Raw genomic sequence first — 16,190 nt, forward strand, 5'->3', positions numbered from 1 at the left:
GGCACCCCCGTGACCATCAAGGCCGAGTACATCTGGATCGACGGCACCGAGCCGACCGCCAAGCTTCGCTCGAAGACGAAGATCCTCCCGGCGGGCGCGGCCACCGGCGTCGCCGAGCTCCCCATCTGGGGCTTCGACGGATCCAGCACCAACCAGGCCAAGGGGCACTCCTCGGACCGCGTCCTGAAGCCGGTGTACGTCTGCCCGGACCCGATCCGCGGCGGGGAGAACATCCTGGTCCTGTGCGAGGTCCTCAACACGGACATGACCCCGCACGAGTCCAACACGCGTGCGGCGCTGGCCGAGGTCGCGGAGCGGTACGCCGCCCAGGAGCCGATCTTCGGTATCGAGCAGGAGTACACCTTCTTCGACGGCACCCGTCCGCTGGGCTTCCCGGCCGGCGGCTTCCCGGCCCCGCAGGGCGGCTACTACTGCGGTGTCGGCGCCGACGAGATCTTCGGCCGTGACGTCGTCGAGGCGCACCTGGACAACTGCCTGAAGGCGGGCCTGGGCATCTCCGGCATCAACGCCGAGGTCATGCCCGGCCAGTGGGAGTTCCAGGTCGGCCCGCTGGCGCCGCTGGTCGTCGCCGACCAGCTGTGGATCGCGCGCTGGCTGCTCTACCGCACCGCCGAGGACTTCGGCATCTCCGCCACCCTCGACCCCAAGCCGGTCAAGGGCGACTGGAACGGCGCGGGCGCGCACACCAACTTCTCGACGAAGGCGATGCGCGAGGGCTACGACGCCATCATCACCGCGTGCGAGGCGCTCGGTGAGGGCTCCAAGCCGCTGGACCACGTCAAGAACTACGGCGCGGGCATCGACGACCGCCTGACCGGTCTGCACGAGACGGCCCCCTGGGACCAGTACTCCTACGGCGTGTCCGACCGCGGCGCCTCGGTCCGCATCCCGTGGCAGGTCGAGCAGGACGGCAAGGGCTACATCGAGGACCGCCGTCCGAACGCCAACGTCGACCCGTACGTGGTGACCCGCCTGCTGGTGGACACCTGCTGCGAGGCCCTGGAGAAGGCCGGCCAGGTCTGATCCGCCGTCACCCGACGCACGTGCGAGGGCGTCCGCCGATTTTCGGCGGACGCCCTCCCGCGCGTACGGGGGTTTCTGCTTGAATAGCGGCATGGCCAGCCTCCGGAACACCGCCACGGGTCGCAGCGACGACCTCGAGCCGTTCTGGCCGTCCCGTCAGCACCACGACTTCGACCGGGTGTGTTGCCGCGCGAGGAACGCGTCGGCCCCCTAACGCCTCTGAAGGCCCGTCAGGTCCCTCACGCCTTCGGCCGTCGCGCAACGACGTACTCCCGTCCCTCCGCGCGAAAGAGCTGATCTCATCATGGCGAACACCCGTACCGCCGTCCCCGTCACCGCCCTCCCCCCTGTCGCACCCCTCCCCCTGCCGTCCGGCCGGCACCGGCTGCGTGCCGTCGGCCGGGACGAGGTCGTCGACGTCTCCGAGCTGATCCCGCCGGGCGCCACCTGGCTGCCCGCGCCGCCGCACGCCGTGCCCGTACTGCCGGGGCAGCCGCCGATGGTCGGCTACCTCGTCCTCGTACCGGCCGAGCAGGGGGAGGCCCTGCCCGGCCCGGCCGCCGCGGTCCAGGGGCCGGTCGGCGGCCCTGTGGTCATCGACACGGTCCGCCGTACCGCCCTGGTGGACGGGCGGCCGCTGGAGCTCACGTACCTGGAGTTCGAGCTGCTGGCGCACCTGGTGGCGAACCCGCACCGCGTGCACACGCGCGACCAGCTGGTGACCACCGTGTGGGGCTACGGCCACGTCGGGGACGGGCGCACCGTCGACGTGCACGTGGCGCGGCTGCGCCGCAAGCTGGGCGCCGAGCACCGCCGTACGATCCAGACCGTACGGCGGGTCGGCTACAAGTACGCGCCCTAGGAGGCGTCCTGCGCGGCGCCCTCCGGGGCGCTCTGTGCGGTGTGCTCCGCGGTGCGCTTGGCGAACAGCCCCAGCGCCGCGTCCAGCACCAGGAACGCCAGCAGGCTGATGCCGAGCATCGGTACGAACCAGCCCACCAGCGCCGTCCCGGCCGCCAGCGGCAGGAGCAGCGTGGCCGGCACCCTGCGCCAGGCGCCGCGCGGCACGGGGCGGCCGAAGCTCAGCGTCCGCTCCTTGGTGGGCCTGCGCAGCCACCACATCCGGTAGCCCCACAGGATGAGGAGGATGAGGCCCACCATGAGGGCGGCCAGGGCGAGCTGGTTGGGCAGGCCCAGGTAGACGCCCATGTGGGCGTCGATGCCGATGCGGGTGAGCTGGGCGAGGAGCGGGTAGTCGGCGAACCGCAGCTCGTCCAGGATCCGCCCGTCGGTCGGGTCGACGGCGACCGAGTCGAGGTGGGCGGGGAACTGCGTGTCGGTCTCCTTGACGACGTAGCCCTTGCCGTCGGCCGGGAGGGTCACCGCGATCTTCCCGGCGACGCCCGCGGCGGCGGCCGCCTCGACGGCCTTGTCGATGCCGACGTCCGGCCCCGCCGGTGCCTGCGGCTGCTGGTGGCCGGCGCCGTGGCCCTCGTGGCCGCCGCCGTCGGTCGTGGTTGCGGCGCCGCCGAGGGTGGCGGAGATGGTGGGCGTGGTGCCGCCGAGCCGGGTCTGGAGCAGGTCGACGTTCTCGCCGGCGTAGCGCGACCAGGTCAGGCCGGTGGCGGAGAGCAGGACGAGTCCGGTCACCGCCCACAGGCCGACCGCGCCGTGCCAGGAGAGGGTACGGCGACGGGACTTGGGGCCGCGCTCGGGCAGGAACAGGGACCGCTTGGCGGCGCGCCTGCGGCCGAGCCAGAGCAGCAGGCCGCCCAGGGCGACGACCCACATCCAGCTGGCGGCCAGCTCGCTGTAGTGGCGGCCGAACTCGCCGAGCTTCAGGTCCGCGTGGAACTGGGAGAGCCAGGCCCGCAGCGGGAGGGCGCCCGAGCTGCCGTAGCTCGGCAGGTCCCCGCGTACCTCGGCGGTGTAGGGGTCGACGAAGACGGCGAGGGACTTGCCCTCCTCGACGTCCGGGCTGCTCATCAGGACGCGCGTGGTGGCGCCCTCCTCCGGTGACGGCCACACGGCCGTCACCGTCGCTTCGGGATGGGCCGTACGGGCGGCGTCCACCTGTGCGGAGAGGGGCAGGACCCGCTCTCCGACGGGGGTGCGCAGCTCGTGGTCGTACACGACCTTCTCGATCTGGAAGGAGAGGGCGTACAGCAGCCCGCTCACGGCGGCGACGAGGAGGAAGGGGGATATGAGGAGGCCCGCGTAGAAGTGGACGCGCAGGAGGAGGGGGCGCAGGGCGCCCCACGTCGAACCGTCCCGTCTGGGGCTGGTTTGTTCTGGTACGGAGGTCGTGGTGCGGTCGTCAATGGCCATGACTGTCCTAGGAGTCGGCGTGGTCTGCGTTGTCCGCAGGGGGAAGCGGCCCCCAGGTCAGACGTGCGCGGCTCCGGGGACCGTGGCGCGGGGTACGGCGAGCGCGGGCGGCCCGCGCCGCGACAGGCTGTGCGCGAGGACGACGCCGTGGTGCCGCCGTACGGGACGCGGGCGGGCGCCGCGCGGCGGGCGCGGGGCCTCGGGCAGCCGTACGAGGGCGAGGAGCAGCCGCAGCGGCGTGAAGGCGAGGGCGCCGACGGCGCGGGCGAGCCGGAAGAACGCGGCCTCGCCACGGGCCAGCCACAGGCCGCAGACGCCCGCGGCGAGCAGGTGCGCGGCGAGCATCCCGGCGGAGGCGCCGCCGAGTCCGACGGCGTCCAGGCCGATGGGGTCGAGGAGGGTGCCGCGGCCCGCGTCACTCATCTCCATGCCGCCATGGTCGTGGCCGTGGCGGTGCGGGCGGCCCGCGCCGAAGGTGACGTGCAGGGCGGCCTGGAGGCCGAGGAGGCCCGTCGCGATGAAGGGCGCTCCCCTGCGGCGGGCCGCGGCCAGCCAGGCCAGGGCGGTCGTCGCGCCGAAGGCGGCGAGCAGCGCGGACAGCGGGATGTCGTGCGCAGACATGGATGAATGCCCCACCGCGGCCAAGATCACGCACACCGCCGCGAAAAGTGCGGCACGCAGGGCGCGCAACGGCGACCGGGGCTCCGTCATGGTCCGCTCATGCTGCCACCCCCGCGCCGGGGGCGGGAGCCCCGGGGGGCCGGAGTGCCGTCTTCCGCGGTATTCCTCCCGCAGCGGAACCGCTGGTCAGCGCAGGGGCCCGCGCGGCAGAGTCGCCGTCATGAGACTTCTGATACTCGGTGGTACGGAATTCGCAGGGCGCGCGGTGGCGGAGGCGGCCCTCGCCCGGGACTGGCAGGTGACGGTGTTCCACCGGGGCCGCCATGAGGCGCCCGCGGGGGTGAGCGCACTGCTCGGCGACCGCACCGCGCCCGACGGGCTGGGCCTCGCCGCCCTCGCGGAGGCCGGCCCGTGGGACGTGGTCGTCGACACGTGGACGGACGCGCCCGTCGCCGTACGGGACGCGGCGCGGCTCCTCGCCGGACGGGCGGGCCGGTACGTGTACGTCTCCAGCCGTTCGGTGTACGCCTGGCCCCCGGCGCCGGGGCTCGCGGAGGACGGGCCCCTGGTGGAGGGGTCCCCGGACGCGGTGGACGTGCCGTACGCCGAAGCGAAGCGCGGCGGGGAGCTGGCCGCGCTCGGGGCGTTCGGCGAGGAGCGGACGCTGCTGGTGCGGGTGGGCCTGATCCTCGGGCCCGGCGAGAACGTGGGCCGCCTGCCGTGGTGGCTGGGCCGCATCGCCCGGGGCGGTCCGGTCCTGGCCCCGGGCCCGCGCGACCTGCCGCTCCAGTACATCGACGTACGCGACCTGGCGGAGTGGACCCTGGACGCCGCGGAGAGGGGGCTCTCGGGCGCGTACAACCTGGTCTCCCCGTCCGGGCACACGACCATGGGCGGGCTGCTGGACGCCTGCGTACGGGCCACCGGTGCGGACGCCGAGCTGCGCTGGACCGAACCGGAGGCGATCGTCGGCGCGGGCGTCGAGCCCTGGACGCAGCTGCCGGTCTGGACGCCGCCGGGCGAGCTGCACGACGCGATGCACCGCGCCGATGTGTCGAAGGCGCTCGCGGCGGGGCTGCGGTGCCGGCCGGTGGCTGAGACGGTCGACGACACCTGGGCGTGGCTGCGCGCGCTCGGGGGCACCGCGCCGCAGCGCCCCGACCGGGCACAGGTGGGGCTGAGTCCGGAACAGGAGGCCGGGGTGCTGGGGCTGGAAAGGTGAAGAAGCCGGCACGGCTGGAGTAGTACGCGCCCTTTGCGGATGTGGATTTCTACGAACCCGGGCAGGGGCTGAACGGGCCGCGCGCGCCTTCCGTATGGAACGGAGCGGTTCTCCCCTCCCGGGATTGGAGTTCCATGGGACGCACACGAAAACGCTCGACACTGGCCAACCGGGCGATCGCCGCCTCGGCTGCCCTGATACTGGGCGGGGGTGGGCTGGTAGCGGCCAATTTCTACGCATCCGCGGGTGAGAGCTGGTCCAGCCCGCCACCCCAGCGGCAGAACACCCTCAACGCCGGGCAGCAGATCTCCACCATCGACTGCCCCGAAGTCGCCAACGGCCTTCCCCAGGTGCCCGACGAAGCACGCGGGGAGGTGGACCGGGAACTGGCGAACATGGACAGCCAGATCACCGAGGCGTACCAGCGGTTCGCCGAGGAGAAACAACGGATCCAGCAGGATCCCCGGTTCGCCGACAACGCCATTCTCAATCCGCTCAAGGACAAGCGGCTGGCCGCCATCGAACGGATCACCGTCGCCATCGGCCGGAACGCGGACCGCCCCGAGGGGTTGCAGAGTATGGCGCCCTGCACACTGCGCGCGGACGACACCAACACGTTCGGCGGCGGTGGCGACCAAGGCCAGGACCAAGGCCAGGACCAGAATCAGGACCAGGGACAAGACGGCCAGGACGGCCAGGACGACAACCAGAACCAAGGTCAAGGCCAGGGACAGGGACAGGGGCAGGCCGGCAACGGGCCCGTCGCCGGAGACTTCGTCGACATCCAGTCCGTCCAGCCCAACGTCCGCACCCCGCGCCAGCTGAGCGGGGCCTCCCGCGGCAGCTTCGTCACCGACTGCGGCCGCAACGAGAACGGCAAGTTCAACCCGGACAACGTCATCGTCGCGCCCGGCGTGAGCAATGGCGCCCACCATATGCACGACTACGTCGGCAACCAGGCCAACGACGCCTTCGCGAGCGATGCCGACCTGGCCCGGGGGCAGACCAGCTGCCGTAACCAAGGCGACAAGTCGACCTACTTCTGGCCCGTACTGCGCCTGCAGAACGGACAGAACGAGAACGACGCCAATGCCGACGGCGGCGGGAACGACCAGAACGTCGGCGAAATCCTGACGCCCTCGCAGGTCACGATGAATTTCGTCGGCAACCCGGTCTCCAAGGTGTCCCCGATGCCGCGCTTCCTGCGCATCATCACCGGTGACGCCAAGGCCTTCACGAACGGTGACGCCAATGCGAACGCATCCTGGAGCTGTACCGGATTCGAGAACCGCCAGCTCAAGGACAAGTACCCGATCTGCCCGCAGGGCAGCCAGGTGGTGCGCACGTTCAAGTTCCAGAGCTGCTGGGACGGCCGGAACACCGACAGCGCGAACCATCGCACGCATGTCGCCTTCGCCAACGCGAACGGGCAGTGCCCCCAGGGCTTCCGGGCGATTCCCCAGCTCGTGCAGCGCATCGTCTACGACGTGCCGCAAGGGACGGTCTTCGCCGTGGACTCGTTCCCCGAGCAGCTCCACAAGCCGATCACCGACCATGGAGATTTCATCAACGTTTTCAACAGCAGGCTGATGAACCAGATGGTGAACTGCATCAACGGCGGTCGCCGTTGCGCGTGATCACTTGATGGACGATCACGCTGATCACCATCTGATCCGTCAACCCCTTCCCTGCGCGGTCAGCTCCCGTGGTGACCCGAGTGGGACCCTTCGTGCCCTCCGTGCGAGGCACCGGTCTCCACTTCACCACCGAGTCGGCCGCGCAGTGCTGTGACCACCTTCTGGTCGCCCGACACGACCCACTTGCGGCCCACCAGGTAGGCGCCGCCGTAGTCGTTCGCCTCGTTGATCCACTCGCGCTGGCCCCGGTCGGTGGCGAAGGTGGTCAGGACGTACTTGCCGTCCTTCGTCTCACACGTCGCCTGACGCAGCTCCTTCGCGTCCGTCGAGATGTCCGGCTCGCAGGCGGCCTTCTCCGCGAGCTGCTCCAGGGTGCCCGTCGCCGTGGGCGCCGTCGGCGGCGCCGCGTCGGTCCCGCTCTCCGCCTCGCAGGCCGCGAGGAGCGGAAGGGTCAGGGATATCAGGGCGGCCGCGGCCACCCGTGCCGTTCGCGTACGCGTACGCGTTCGTCGTTCCGTGCGCATCTGGCCATCGTGCCGGTTCGCACCCCTGTTCCGGGTGCGAACCCGGGGTAACGTGCGACCCTCACGCATCTGATGGCACGTCAGCACCATGGAGGAGCGCCGTGGCCGGAGTGTCGAGACGTACGTTGCTGGGGACCGCCGGAGCGATCGGCGCGGGCGCCGCCCTCGCCAGGAACGGGCAGCACGCCATGGCGTACGGGACGGGAGACGGGACGGGGCCCGGGACGCGGGACGGCAGCCGTACGGCGCCGGCCCGCGCCGCCCTCGCGCGGCTCCTGCCGGACCACGCGGACCAGTTCCGCCTCCGCCACCTCACCGGCGGCCCGGAGCGCTTCCGCGTCACCGGGTCGCCCGGCCGCATCGAGGTCGCGGGCACCAGCCCCGCCACGCTCCTCACCGGCGTCCACTGGTACCTGAAGTACGTGTGCGGCGCCCACCTCTCCTGGTCCGGCTCCCAGCTGCGCCTCCCCCGTACGCTCCCGTCCCCGCGCGAGCCGCTCGCGCACGAGGCGACCGTCCCGCACCGGTTCGTCTTCAACGACACGCACGACGGCTACACCGCGCCGTACGCCGACTGGGCGCGCTGGGAGCGGCTCATCGACGTCCTCGCCCTGCACGGCTTCAACGAGGTCCTCGTCACCGTCGGCCAGGAGGCCGTCTACCACCGGCTGCTCATGGACTTCGGGTACACGGACGCCGAGGCGCGCGCCTGGCTTCCCGCTCCCTCGCACCAGCCCTGGTGGCTGCTGCAGAACATGAGCGCGTACGGCGGCCCGCTCGATCCCGGCCTGATCGCGCGCCGCGCCGCGCTGGGCCGCCGCATCGCGGACCGGCTGCGCGCGCTCGGCATGGCCCCCGTCCTGCCGGGGTACTTCGGCACCGTCCCCGACGGCTTCGCCGCCCGCAACCCCGGTGCCCGCACCGTCCCGCAGGGCGTCTGGGCGGGCCTGAGGCGCCCGGACTGGCTGGACCCGCGCACGCCCGCGTTCCGGCGCGTGGCGGCGGCGTTCTACCGCCACCAGGCCGAGCTCTTCGGCGACGTACGGCACTTCAAGATGGACCTGCTGCACGAGGGCGGCTCGGCGGGCGACGTGCCCGTACCGGACGCCGCCCGGGCCGTCGAGGCGGCGCTCCGGGAGGCCCGGCCCGGCGCCCTCTGGATGATCCTCGGCTGGCAGGCCAACCCGCGCCGCGAGCTGCTCGACGCGCTCGACACGACCAGGGTCCTCGTCGTGGACGGGCTCTCCGACCTGGAGGCGGTCACCGACCGCGAGCGCGACTGGGGCGGGGCCCCGTACGCCTTCGGCACCATCCCCAACTTCGGCGGCCGCACCACCCTCGGCGCCAAGACCCACGTGTGGGCCGAACGCTTCACCGCCTGGCGCGACAAGCCGGGCTCCGCGCTGGCGGGGACGGCGTACATGCCGGAGGCCGCCGAGCGGGACCCGGCCGCCCTGGAGCTGTTCTCGGAGCTCGCCTGGCGCCGGGAGCCCGTCGACCGGGTCCGCTGGTTCGAGGAGTACGCCGCCCTGCGCTACGGCGGCCGGGACGCGCACGCGCGGGAGGCGTTCGCGGTCCTGCGGGACACCGCGTACCGGATCACCAGCCGCGACGGCCGCCCCCACGACTCCGTCTTCGCCGCCCGCCCCAGCCTGGACGCCCGCTCGGGCGCCCACTACGCCACCCACTCCCCCGCCTTCGACCCCGCCGGCTTCGACCGGGCCTTCGCCGCGCTGCTCGGCGTACGGGAGCCGCTGCGCCGTTCGGACGCGTACCGCTACGACCTCACCGACCTGGGACGGCAGGTCCTCGCCAACCGCTCCTGGCATCTGATCGGACAGCTGAAGGCAGCGTTCACACGCAAAGACCTGGACACCTTCCGCGCCCTGTCCCGGCTGTGGCTGCGGCTGATGCGGCTCAGCGACGAGATGACCGGCTCACACCACGCGTTCCTGCTGGGGCCGTGGCTCGCGGACGCACGCCGCGAAGGGCTGGAGCGCACCGCGCGCGTGCTCGTCACCACCTGGGCCGACCGCCCCACCGCCGACGGCGGGCGCCTCGCCAACTACGCCAACCGCGACTGGTCCGGCCTCATCGCCGACGTCCACCTCCCCCAGTGGCAGGCGTACCTGGACGACCTGGAGGACACCCTCGCCGAGGGCCGCGCCCCGAAGACCTTCGACTGGTACGCGGGCGAGGAGACGTGGACGCACGGGACGAACACCTATCCCGTGCGGCCGCGCAACGATCCGTACGGGACGGCGCGCAGGGTCCATGACGTCCTCGCCCGCGCGCCCTACCAGGGCGCGGTCACCGTCTCCGGTGAGCCCGCCGCGCTGCGCCCGGGCGGCACCGCGCTGCTCACGGCCGCCTTCCGGAACGTCAACGGCCTGCGCGCCACCGGCCGCGTCGGCTTCGCGCTCACGGGCTTCGGCGACCAGCCGCCCCTGGAGCTGCCGCCCGTCCCGCCCGCCGGCACCGGACACGTCTCCTGGGAGGTCACCGCCCCCGCCCTCCCCCTCTCCACCCCCGTCGAGCCGCTCCCCTACGAGCTGCGCACGACGTACGGCCCCGAGGGCGAGGAGCCGGTCACCGCCGTCCAGCGGGGTGACCTGTACGTCGCCGGGCCCCTCCGGGACGCGGCGTGGCGTACGTACGCCACCAACGGCGCGGTCTTCGGGCAGCTCGGCGACCGGTACGCGATCAACGGCGGCGGCGCGGACCTGTGGAGGTCCACCGCCGAGTTCGGCGCCCTCTACAAGGAGGGCGCCCTGGCGGAGGGAGGCGCGCTCACCGTCCGCGTGGACGCGCAGGACGCGACCGGCGCCTGGGCGCGGGCCGGGATCGCCGTCCGCGACTCCCTGGCCGCGCCGCGCTCCACCGGCTTCCTCAACCTGGCGGTCACCCCCGGGAACGGCGTGGCGCTGACGTACGACGCGGACGGCGACGGCGCCGTGGACACCTACCGGCGGATCACCGGCGTCACGGCCCCGGTGCTGCTGCGCCTGTCCCGCGCGGGCGGCGCGTACACCGGCGCCTGCTCCACGGACGGCGGCGCGACGTGGCGTACGGTCGCCACGGTGCGCGTGCCGGGGGCGGCGGCCGTGCAGGACGCGGGCCTGTTCATGACCGCCGGGAACGGCGGCGGCGGGGCGCGCGGCACGGTGGAGTTCAGCGGACTGACGGGCTGGTGACCGCGTCCGGGGGACACGGGCGCCAGGTGACCATCCCAGGATTCGCTCGTTCTGCTGAACGTGAGCACCCAGGAACTGGCTACCCCCGCCCCCGTCGACGTCGAACAGGCCGAGGCGGCGCTCGTCGAGCACTACCCCCGGCTCGTCCGCATCGCCTATCTGGTGCTGCCGCCCTCCCTCGGCCGCAACCGCCGCGTCCTGACCGCCCACGCGCTCGTGCAGCGCGCGCTGCCCCGCCGCCGCTCCCCCGGCGGCCGGGGCGCGATGCCCGGGCAGCGGCGGACGGCCGACGACGCGGTCGACCCGGGGTACGCGTACGTACGCGGCCAGGTGCTGCGCCAGGCGCTGGAGGCGGGCCTGCCGCTGAGGCGCCGGGCGTGGCCCAAGCGGGCGCAGCTGCCGCCGCTGCTGCCCCAGGTGTGGGGCCTGCGGCTGTTCCCGCGCTCCGGTGGCGCCGACGAACTGGCCCTGGACCAGCGGCTCTCGGCGCTGTCCGGGCCGGGCCGGGCGGCGTACGTGCTGCGCGGGGTGGAGCGGCAGGGCGACGCGGAGGCGTGCCGGGTGCTGAAGGCCGCCGGCGTCGAGGACCCGGAGGCGGCGCTCGCCGAGGCGGACACCATCGAGGCGGGTCACTCGCTGCTGGAGTCGCCCGAGTTCGACCCGTGCTCGCTCCAGGCCCGGCCGACGGACCTGATGCGGCGGCGCCAGCACGCCAAGGCGGCGCTGGCGGCCCTGGCGGCCGCGGTGGTGTGCGGGGCGCTCCTGGGGCTGCCGGGCGAGGGCTGGGGGCCCGACGGCGCGGCGGCTCCGGCGTACGCCCGCAACCCGGTCTCCGAGGCGGCGCTGGATCCGGCCCATCTGCGCCGGGTGGCCCCGGCCATGTGGCAGCGCTCCGCCCGTACGGACTTCTCGGTGTGGCCCGCGCGCGGCGGGCTGGTGAACGACACCGCCCTGCTGCGGCGGGCCCTCGCCGTGTGGGCGCGGCCCGGGCACACGGTGCAGGTGTCCGCGGCGCCGGGGACGCCGCCGGGGCCGCCGATGGGCCCGGCGCAGCTGCTGTTCGCCGGGGAGGTGGACCAGGCGCGGGTGGTGCTGTTCCACGACGGCCTGCGGGTGGTGCGGTACGCGGAGCCGACGGACGGTACGGCCGTGGCGGCGCTGGACTTCGTCCGTACGGACGGCGCCGACACGGCCTCGGCGGGCGCCCTGGTGGTGGGCCGTACGAAGGCCAACGTCCGCTACCTGACGGCGCCCTGGGTGCGGGATGTGGCGGTACGGGACCTGCTCAAGCCGGCCGAGGCGGCGCGCCCGCTGGAGCGGGACGCGGACGGGGTGACGAAGCCGGTGCTCAGCCCCGTCGCGCCGAGCCAGTGCCGCACGTGGGACGCCCTGGAGGTGCGCGACGGCGTGACCACGCGCGTGCTGACCGACCTCGGCGAGCTCACCCCCGCCCGGCTCACCTCGGGGCCCCCGTCGGCTCCGGTGGACGTGACGGACGACGCGGCGCGCGCGGAGTGGGCGCGTACGGCCTGCCTCCTGCCGATGGTGCGCTCGCACGGCGTGCGGACGGTGAACTCCTGGCGGTTCGCGCAGCAGGAGCTGCCCGCCGAGGGCGGCACCGCGCGGTGGCTGTGCACGCGCGCGGAGACCTGGCGGGGTACGGGCGGCAAGGTGCTGGCCCAGTTCCAGGCGCCCGAGGCCACCGGATCGTCCGAGCCGCACGCGGGCGCGGTCACGGCCGGCGCGGTCGTCGCGAAGGCCGACGACTCACCGGCGTGCGGGGCGCGCGACCCGCACGTCCTGGCGGGCGCGCTGTGGAAGTCGCCCGCCGGGCAGTGGTACATGGTCGCGGCCGGGAGCCCCGAGGTGGCGTCGATCACCGTCTCGGGCGCGGTGACGGGAGCGGCGGACGAGCGGCTGCTCGCCGTGGCGGTGAAGGAGAAGCCGGCCGAGCGGGTCGAGCTCGGCGCGCGGCTGCAGGACGGCACGAGGATTAACAGCCTGCGCTGAACCATCCTCGCGCGTGCCCGCGGCTCCCTCGAACGGTCCTCCGAACAATCGCGTGCACGACCCTGTTGCCGACGGCGTACCCATCAGTACATTGACGCCATGTCTAATACGCAGGCGGCCGCTGGGGGTACCTCCCAGGCCGAAGGCCGAGGGGGAGCGTCGGAGCGGATCGAGCTGAAGGCCCGGAAGGTCTCCTTCGACTGGGAGGAGACCCCGCTCCACTGGGTTCCCGGCGACCCGTTCACCACCCACACCATCAATGTGCTGCACCTGCTGCTCCCGGCCGGGGAGCGCTGGTTCATCCACGTCTACCGGCAGGTCCTGCCGTACATCCGGGACGACCGGCTGCGCGCGGACGTCATCGGGTTCATCGGCCAGGAGGCGGTGCACTCGCAGGCGCACGACGACGTGCTGCCGCACCTGAAGAAGCTGGGGCTCGACCCGACCCCGTACACCGCGCAGGTCGACTGGCTCTTCGAGAAGCTCCTCGGGGACCGGACGCTGCCGCCCGGCAAGGCCCGGCAGTGGTGGCTCATGGAGCGGGTGGCGCTGATCGCCGCGATCGAGCACTACACCGCCTTCCTCGGCGACTGGGTGCTCAACGCCGAGGAGCTGGACCGGCGCGGCGCGGACCCGGTGATGCTGGACCTGCTGCGCTGGCACGGCGCGGAGGAGGTCGAGCACCGCGCGGTCGCCTTCGAGCTGTTCCTGCACGTCGACGGCGGCTACCGGCGGCGCGTCCGCACGTGGGCGACGGCGTTCTCGGCGCTGGTCTTCCTGTGGCAGCGCGGGGTGCGGTTCTTCATGGAGAACGACCCCTCCCTCCTCGACGGCAAGGCGACGCTGGGGGACTTCGTCCGGCGCGGGCGGCAGGGCGTCCTGCCGTCGACCCCGGACATGCTGCGCTCCATACCCCGCTACCTGAGCCGCGCCTACCACCCCTCCCAGGAGGGCAGTACGGCCCAGGCGGTCGCCTACCTCGCCTCCTCCCCGGGTGCCAACGCCGCCGGTGCCGCCCACGCCGCCCCCACCGCCCACGGAGGTCACTGAGCCATGCCACCCCGTCTGCGTACCGTCGTCCTCGCCACCGGAGCGGCGCTGCTGGTGAGGCGGGCCGTGCGCCGCCGCATCCAGGCGGCCCCGCTGTGGCCGCTGCCCGCCCTGGAGAAGCCCGTCTCGGGGCAGGGCCGCCGGGCGTCCACCGTGCGGCGCCGCGTGCTGGTCACCGGCCGGAGCACGCCCGCCGACGGCGTGGTCCAGCTGCGGCTGGAGGGCACCGGGCTGCCGCCGTGGGAGCCGGGCGCGCACCTGGACCTGGTGCTGCCGTCGGGGCTGGTGCGGCAGTACTCGCTGTGCGGCGACCCGGCCGACCCGGACACGTACACCGTCGCGACCCGGCTCATCGAGGACGGGCGGGGCGGCTCCCGGGAGGTGCACGAGCAGCTGCACGAGGGCACGGAGGTCGAGATCCGGGGGCCGCGCAACCGCTTCCCGCTGGTCCCCGCGGAGTCGTACGTCTTCGTCGCCGGCGGCATCGGCGTCACGCCCGTGCTGCCGATGGTGCGCGCGGCGCGGGCGGCGGGCGCGGAGTGGCGGCTGCTGTACTGCGGGCGTTCGCGCGCGACGATGCCGTTCCTGGAGGAGCTGGAGCGGCTGGGGAACGTCACGGTGGTGGCCGAGGACGAGGCCGGGCTGCCGGACCTGAGCGCCTTCCTGGCGGACGTGCCCCAGGAGGCCCAGGTCTACTGCTGCGGCCCGGACGGCCTGATGGACGCGGTCGCCGCCGTCCTCCCGCAGGGCGTCACCCTCCATCTGGAGCGGTTCGCGCCGGGCGGCGCCTCCGCCGCGGGCGGTGGGGCCTTCGAGGTCGAACTGCGCCGCTCCGGCCGTACGGTGGCGGTGGCGGCGGACCAGTCGGTGCTCGCCGCCGTGCGCGCGGAGGTGCCGCACGTGTCGTACTCGTGCGAGCAGGGGTTCTGCGGGACCTGCCAGCAGCGGGTGCTGGAGGGCGAGGTCGACCACCGCGACGAGCTGCTGACGGACGACGAGCGGCACGACTCGATGCTGATCTGCGTCTCGCGCTGCCGCGGCGAACGGCTGGTGCTGGACCTCTGAGTCCCGTCAGGGCAGCAGGAGCCAGTCGGCGGCCAGCGCCGCCAGCAGGCCGGTGCCGAGCAGCCAGGTGCCGAGCCGGGTGCGGCCGTTGCGGCTGAGCTCGATCACGACGCCGCAGAGGATCATGGCCAGTCCGTACACGCCGACGACCAGCACGGAGGTGCGGCTGGCCAGCCGCAGCACCAGCACGACCGCCATGGCCACCAGGAGGACGGAGGCGGCGGCGATCCGCAGGCGCCGCGCCTGGCGCGGGCTGAGTCCGGGCCGTGGGGCGTGGGGGGCGGGCGCGGTTTCCTCGTCGGAGAGGCTCATGTCCGGCAGCGTAACGGAAGGTGTAGCGGGCACTGTTCGAAGGGACGGTTACGCTGTTCGGCATGACGACCGGGGTGCGCCGCAGGATGGGTGTCGAGGAGCGCAGACGCCAGCTGATCGGTGTGGCACTGGAGCTGTTCAGCCGCCGTTCCCCCGAGGACGTGTCGATCGACGAGGTGGCCGCGGCGGCGGGCATCTCGCGGCCGCTGGTGTACCACTACTTCCCCGGTAAGCAGAGCCTGTACGAGGCCGCCCTGCGGCGCGCGGCGGACGAGCTGGCGGCCCGCTTCGAGGAGCCGCACGAGGGGCCGCTGGGCGCGCGGCTGCTGCGCGTGATGGGGCGCTTCTTCGGCTTCGTGGAGGACCACGGGCCGGGCTTCGCGGCGCTGATGCGCGGCGGACCGGCCGTAGGGTCCTCCACGACCCACGCGATGATCGACGAGGTGCGGCAGGCGGCGTACGAGCAGATCCTCGCCCACCTCGGCGTGACCGACCCGCCCGCCCGGCTGGAGCTGGTCGTCCGGTCCTGGGTGTCGCTCGCCGAGTCGACGGCGCTGCTGTGGCTGGACGGGCGCCGCATCCCGCGCGCCGAGCTGGAGCTCCAGCTGGTGCACGACTTCGCGGCGCTGGCGGCGGTGAGCGCCGCGTACGACGAGGAGATGGCGGCCCTGCTGGTCCGGATGCTCGCGGACGAGCCGGCCGACGGGCCCCTGGGCGACCTCATCGGCCGGCTGGGCGCGCTGCTGCCGACGGTGCGGGCGCTGCCGCAGGTGCCGGCTCAGCGCCTGCGGTAGGACCTCTCGAAGTCGTGCGCCTCGGCGGAGAGGTGCACGGTCAGGCCCTCCACCGGCTTCACGTGGGAGGGCAGCAGGGCGAGGACGGCCTCCGTCAGCCGCCCCTTGACCTCGTCCGTACGGCCGGGTGCGAGCCTGATCGCGACGTGGATCACCGCGCCCTCGGCGGAGCCGTCGCCCACGACCGTCTCCTCGGCGCGGCGGAAGCGGGACTTGCAGTTGGTGACGCTGGTGCTGACGGTGTCGGCCACCACCGGGTGCAGGGCGAGCGCGAAGCCCCGCCGGTCGAAGGCGTCCTCCAGGGAAGCCGAGTAGTCGACTCTGATGTGCGGCATGGGATCACGATAAGCGGGCGCCCTGCCGTCGGCAGGGCGCCCGTGGTCAATCCG

General features: G+C 73.6%; 14 protein-coding genes. 9 read left to right on the plus strand and 5 right to left on the minus strand.

What is annotated here, in order from left to right; all coding sequences use genetic code 11:
- The first annotated feature begins 9 nt into the window (after positions 1-9).
- The gene (glnII, locus tag ACZ42X_RS27545) at positions 10-1,044 is read left to right on the plus strand and encodes a glutamine synthetase (protein ID WP_468295365.1); all 1,035 of its coding nucleotides are present in this window, start codon (positions 10-12) and stop codon (positions 1,042-1,044) included.
- Positions 1,045-1,348: 304 nt separating this feature from the next.
- Entirely contained in the window at positions 1,349-1,906 is a 558-nt protein-coding gene (locus tag ACZ42X_RS27550) for a winged helix-turn-helix domain-containing protein (RefSeq protein ID WP_468295367.1), read from the plus strand.
- Here the strand turns inward: ACZ42X_RS27550 and ACZ42X_RS27555 are convergent.
- Together ACZ42X_RS27555 and ACZ42X_RS27560 are read right to left on the minus strand one after the other, a co-directional pair.
- Positions 1,903-3,372, minus strand: coding sequence for a PepSY-associated TM helix domain-containing protein (locus ACZ42X_RS27555; protein WP_468295370.1), 1,470 nt, complete (start codon positions 3,370-3,372; stop codon positions 1,903-1,905). The genes ACZ42X_RS27550 and ACZ42X_RS27555 overlap by 4 nt on opposite strands.
- Positions 3,373-3,429: 57 nt before the next feature.
- Positions 3,430-3,993, minus strand: coding sequence for a hypothetical protein (locus ACZ42X_RS27560; RefSeq protein WP_468295373.1), 564 nt, complete (start codon positions 3,991-3,993; stop codon positions 3,430-3,432).
- A 220-nt stretch (positions 3,994-4,213) separates the two neighbouring features.
- Here ACZ42X_RS27560 and ACZ42X_RS27565 point away from each other — a divergent pair, with 220 nt between their 5' ends.
- A complete protein-coding gene (locus ACZ42X_RS27565; protein WP_468295376.1) occupies positions 4,214-5,215 on the plus strand; it encodes an NAD-dependent epimerase/dehydratase family protein in 1,002 nt (333 codons plus the stop codon).
- 134 nt (positions 5,216-5,349) lie between these two features.
- Positions 5,350-6,852, plus strand: coding sequence for a DUF1996 domain-containing protein (locus ACZ42X_RS27570; protein ID WP_468295378.1), 1,503 nt, complete (start codon positions 5,350-5,352; stop codon positions 6,850-6,852).
- 59 nt (positions 6,853-6,911) lie between these two features.
- Here the strand turns inward: ACZ42X_RS27570 and ACZ42X_RS27575 are convergent, their stop codons facing one another.
- Positions 6,912-7,376, minus strand: coding sequence for a hypothetical protein (locus ACZ42X_RS27575; protein ID WP_361414322.1), 465 nt, complete (start codon positions 7,374-7,376; stop codon positions 6,912-6,914).
- A 188-nt stretch (positions 7,377-7,564) separates the two neighbouring features.
- On the opposite strand from ACZ42X_RS27575, the gene ACZ42X_RS27580 reads away from it, so the two are divergent.
- From ACZ42X_RS27580 to ACZ42X_RS27595, 4 genes are all read left to right on the plus strand, one after another.
- Positions 7,565-10,570 (plus strand): alpha-N-acetylglucosaminidase, encoded by a 3,006-nt coding sequence (locus tag ACZ42X_RS27580; protein WP_468295926.1) that lies wholly within the window; start codon positions 7,565-7,567, stop codon positions 10,568-10,570.
- Positions 10,571-10,621: 51 nt separating this feature from the next.
- On the plus strand, positions 10,622-12,580 hold the full coding sequence (locus tag ACZ42X_RS27585) for a hypothetical protein (RefSeq protein ID WP_468295928.1): 1,959 nt from the start codon (positions 10,622-10,624) through the stop codon (positions 12,578-12,580).
- 99 nt (positions 12,581-12,679) lie between these two features.
- Positions 12,680-13,630: a metal-dependent hydrolase gene (locus tag ACZ42X_RS27590; protein ID WP_468295381.1), complete on the plus strand. Its 951-nt coding sequence runs from the start codon at positions 12,680-12,682 to the stop codon at positions 13,628-13,630.
- 3 nt (positions 13,631-13,633) lie between these two features.
- Positions 13,634-14,695 carry a PDR/VanB family oxidoreductase gene (locus ACZ42X_RS27595; RefSeq protein ID WP_468295383.1) on the plus strand — a complete coding sequence of 354 codons (1,062 nt, stop codon included), beginning with the start codon at positions 13,634-13,636 and terminating at the stop codon, positions 14,693-14,695.
- Between the two features lie 6 nt (positions 14,696-14,701).
- Here ACZ42X_RS27595 and ACZ42X_RS27600 read toward each other — a convergent pair whose 3' ends face one another.
- Positions 14,702-15,007, minus strand: coding sequence for a hypothetical protein (locus tag ACZ42X_RS27600; protein WP_361414315.1), 306 nt, complete (start codon positions 15,005-15,007; stop codon positions 14,702-14,704).
- A gap of 62 nt (positions 15,008-15,069) precedes the next feature.
- Here ACZ42X_RS27600 and ACZ42X_RS27605 point away from each other — a divergent pair, with 62 nt between their 5' ends.
- On the plus strand, positions 15,070-15,801 hold the full coding sequence (locus ACZ42X_RS27605; RefSeq protein WP_468295386.1) for a TetR/AcrR family transcriptional regulator: 732 nt from the start codon (positions 15,070-15,072) through the stop codon (positions 15,799-15,801).
- Here the strand turns inward: ACZ42X_RS27605 and ACZ42X_RS27610 are convergent.
- Positions 15,786-16,136 (minus strand): 5-carboxymethyl-2-hydroxymuconate Delta-isomerase, encoded by a 351-nt coding sequence (locus ACZ42X_RS27610; RefSeq protein WP_468295389.1) that lies wholly within the window; start codon positions 16,134-16,136, stop codon positions 15,786-15,788. The two genes, ACZ42X_RS27605 and ACZ42X_RS27610, sit on opposite strands and share 16 nt — an antisense overlap.
- Positions 16,137-16,190 lie beyond the last annotated feature (54 nt).

Source organism: Streptomyces sp. NPDC030862, from assembly GCF_055571835.1.

What these genes read in the sequence shown, in the direction of transcription:
- ACZ42X_RS27605 (WP_468295386.1), top strand. Translation starts at nt 15,070, where the DNA reads ATGACGACCGGGGTGCGCCGCAGGATGGGTGTCGAGGAGCGCAGACGC.
- ACZ42X_RS27590 (WP_468295381.1), top strand. Translation starts at nt 12,680, where the DNA reads ATGTCTAATACGCAGGCGGCCGCTGGGGGTACCTCCCAGGCCGAAGGC.
- ACZ42X_RS27600 (WP_361414315.1), bottom strand. Translation starts at nt 15,007, where the DNA reads ATGAGCCTCTCCGACGAGGAAACCGCGCCCGCCCCCCACGCCCCACGG.
- ACZ42X_RS27580 (WP_468295926.1), top strand. Translation starts at nt 7,565, where the DNA reads ATGGCGTACGGGACGGGAGACGGGACGGGGCCCGGGACGCGGGACGGC.
- ACZ42X_RS27610 (WP_468295389.1), bottom strand. Translation starts at nt 16,136, where the DNA reads ATGCCGCACATCAGAGTCGACTACTCGGCTTCCCTGGAGGACGCCTTC.
- ACZ42X_RS27565 (WP_468295376.1), top strand. Translation starts at nt 4,214, where the DNA reads ATGAGACTTCTGATACTCGGTGGTACGGAATTCGCAGGGCGCGCGGTG.
- ACZ42X_RS27570 (WP_468295378.1), top strand. Translation starts at nt 5,350, where the DNA reads ATGGGACGCACACGAAAACGCTCGACACTGGCCAACCGGGCGATCGCC.
- ACZ42X_RS27595 (WP_468295383.1), top strand. Translation starts at nt 13,634, where the DNA reads ATGCCACCCCGTCTGCGTACCGTCGTCCTCGCCACCGGAGCGGCGCTG.
- ACZ42X_RS27555 (WP_468295370.1), bottom strand. Translation starts at nt 3,372, where the DNA reads ATGGCCATTGACGACCGCACCACGACCTCCGTACCAGAACAAACCAGC.
- ACZ42X_RS27575 (WP_361414322.1), bottom strand. Translation starts at nt 7,376, where the DNA reads ATGCGCACGGAACGACGAACGCGTACGCGTACGCGAACGGCACGGGTG.
- ACZ42X_RS27550 (WP_468295367.1), top strand. Translation starts at nt 1,349, where the DNA reads ATGGCGAACACCCGTACCGCCGTCCCCGTCACCGCCCTCCCCCCTGTC.
- ACZ42X_RS27560 (WP_468295373.1), bottom strand. Translation starts at nt 3,993, where the DNA reads ATGTCTGCGCACGACATCCCGCTGTCCGCGCTGCTCGCCGCCTTCGGC.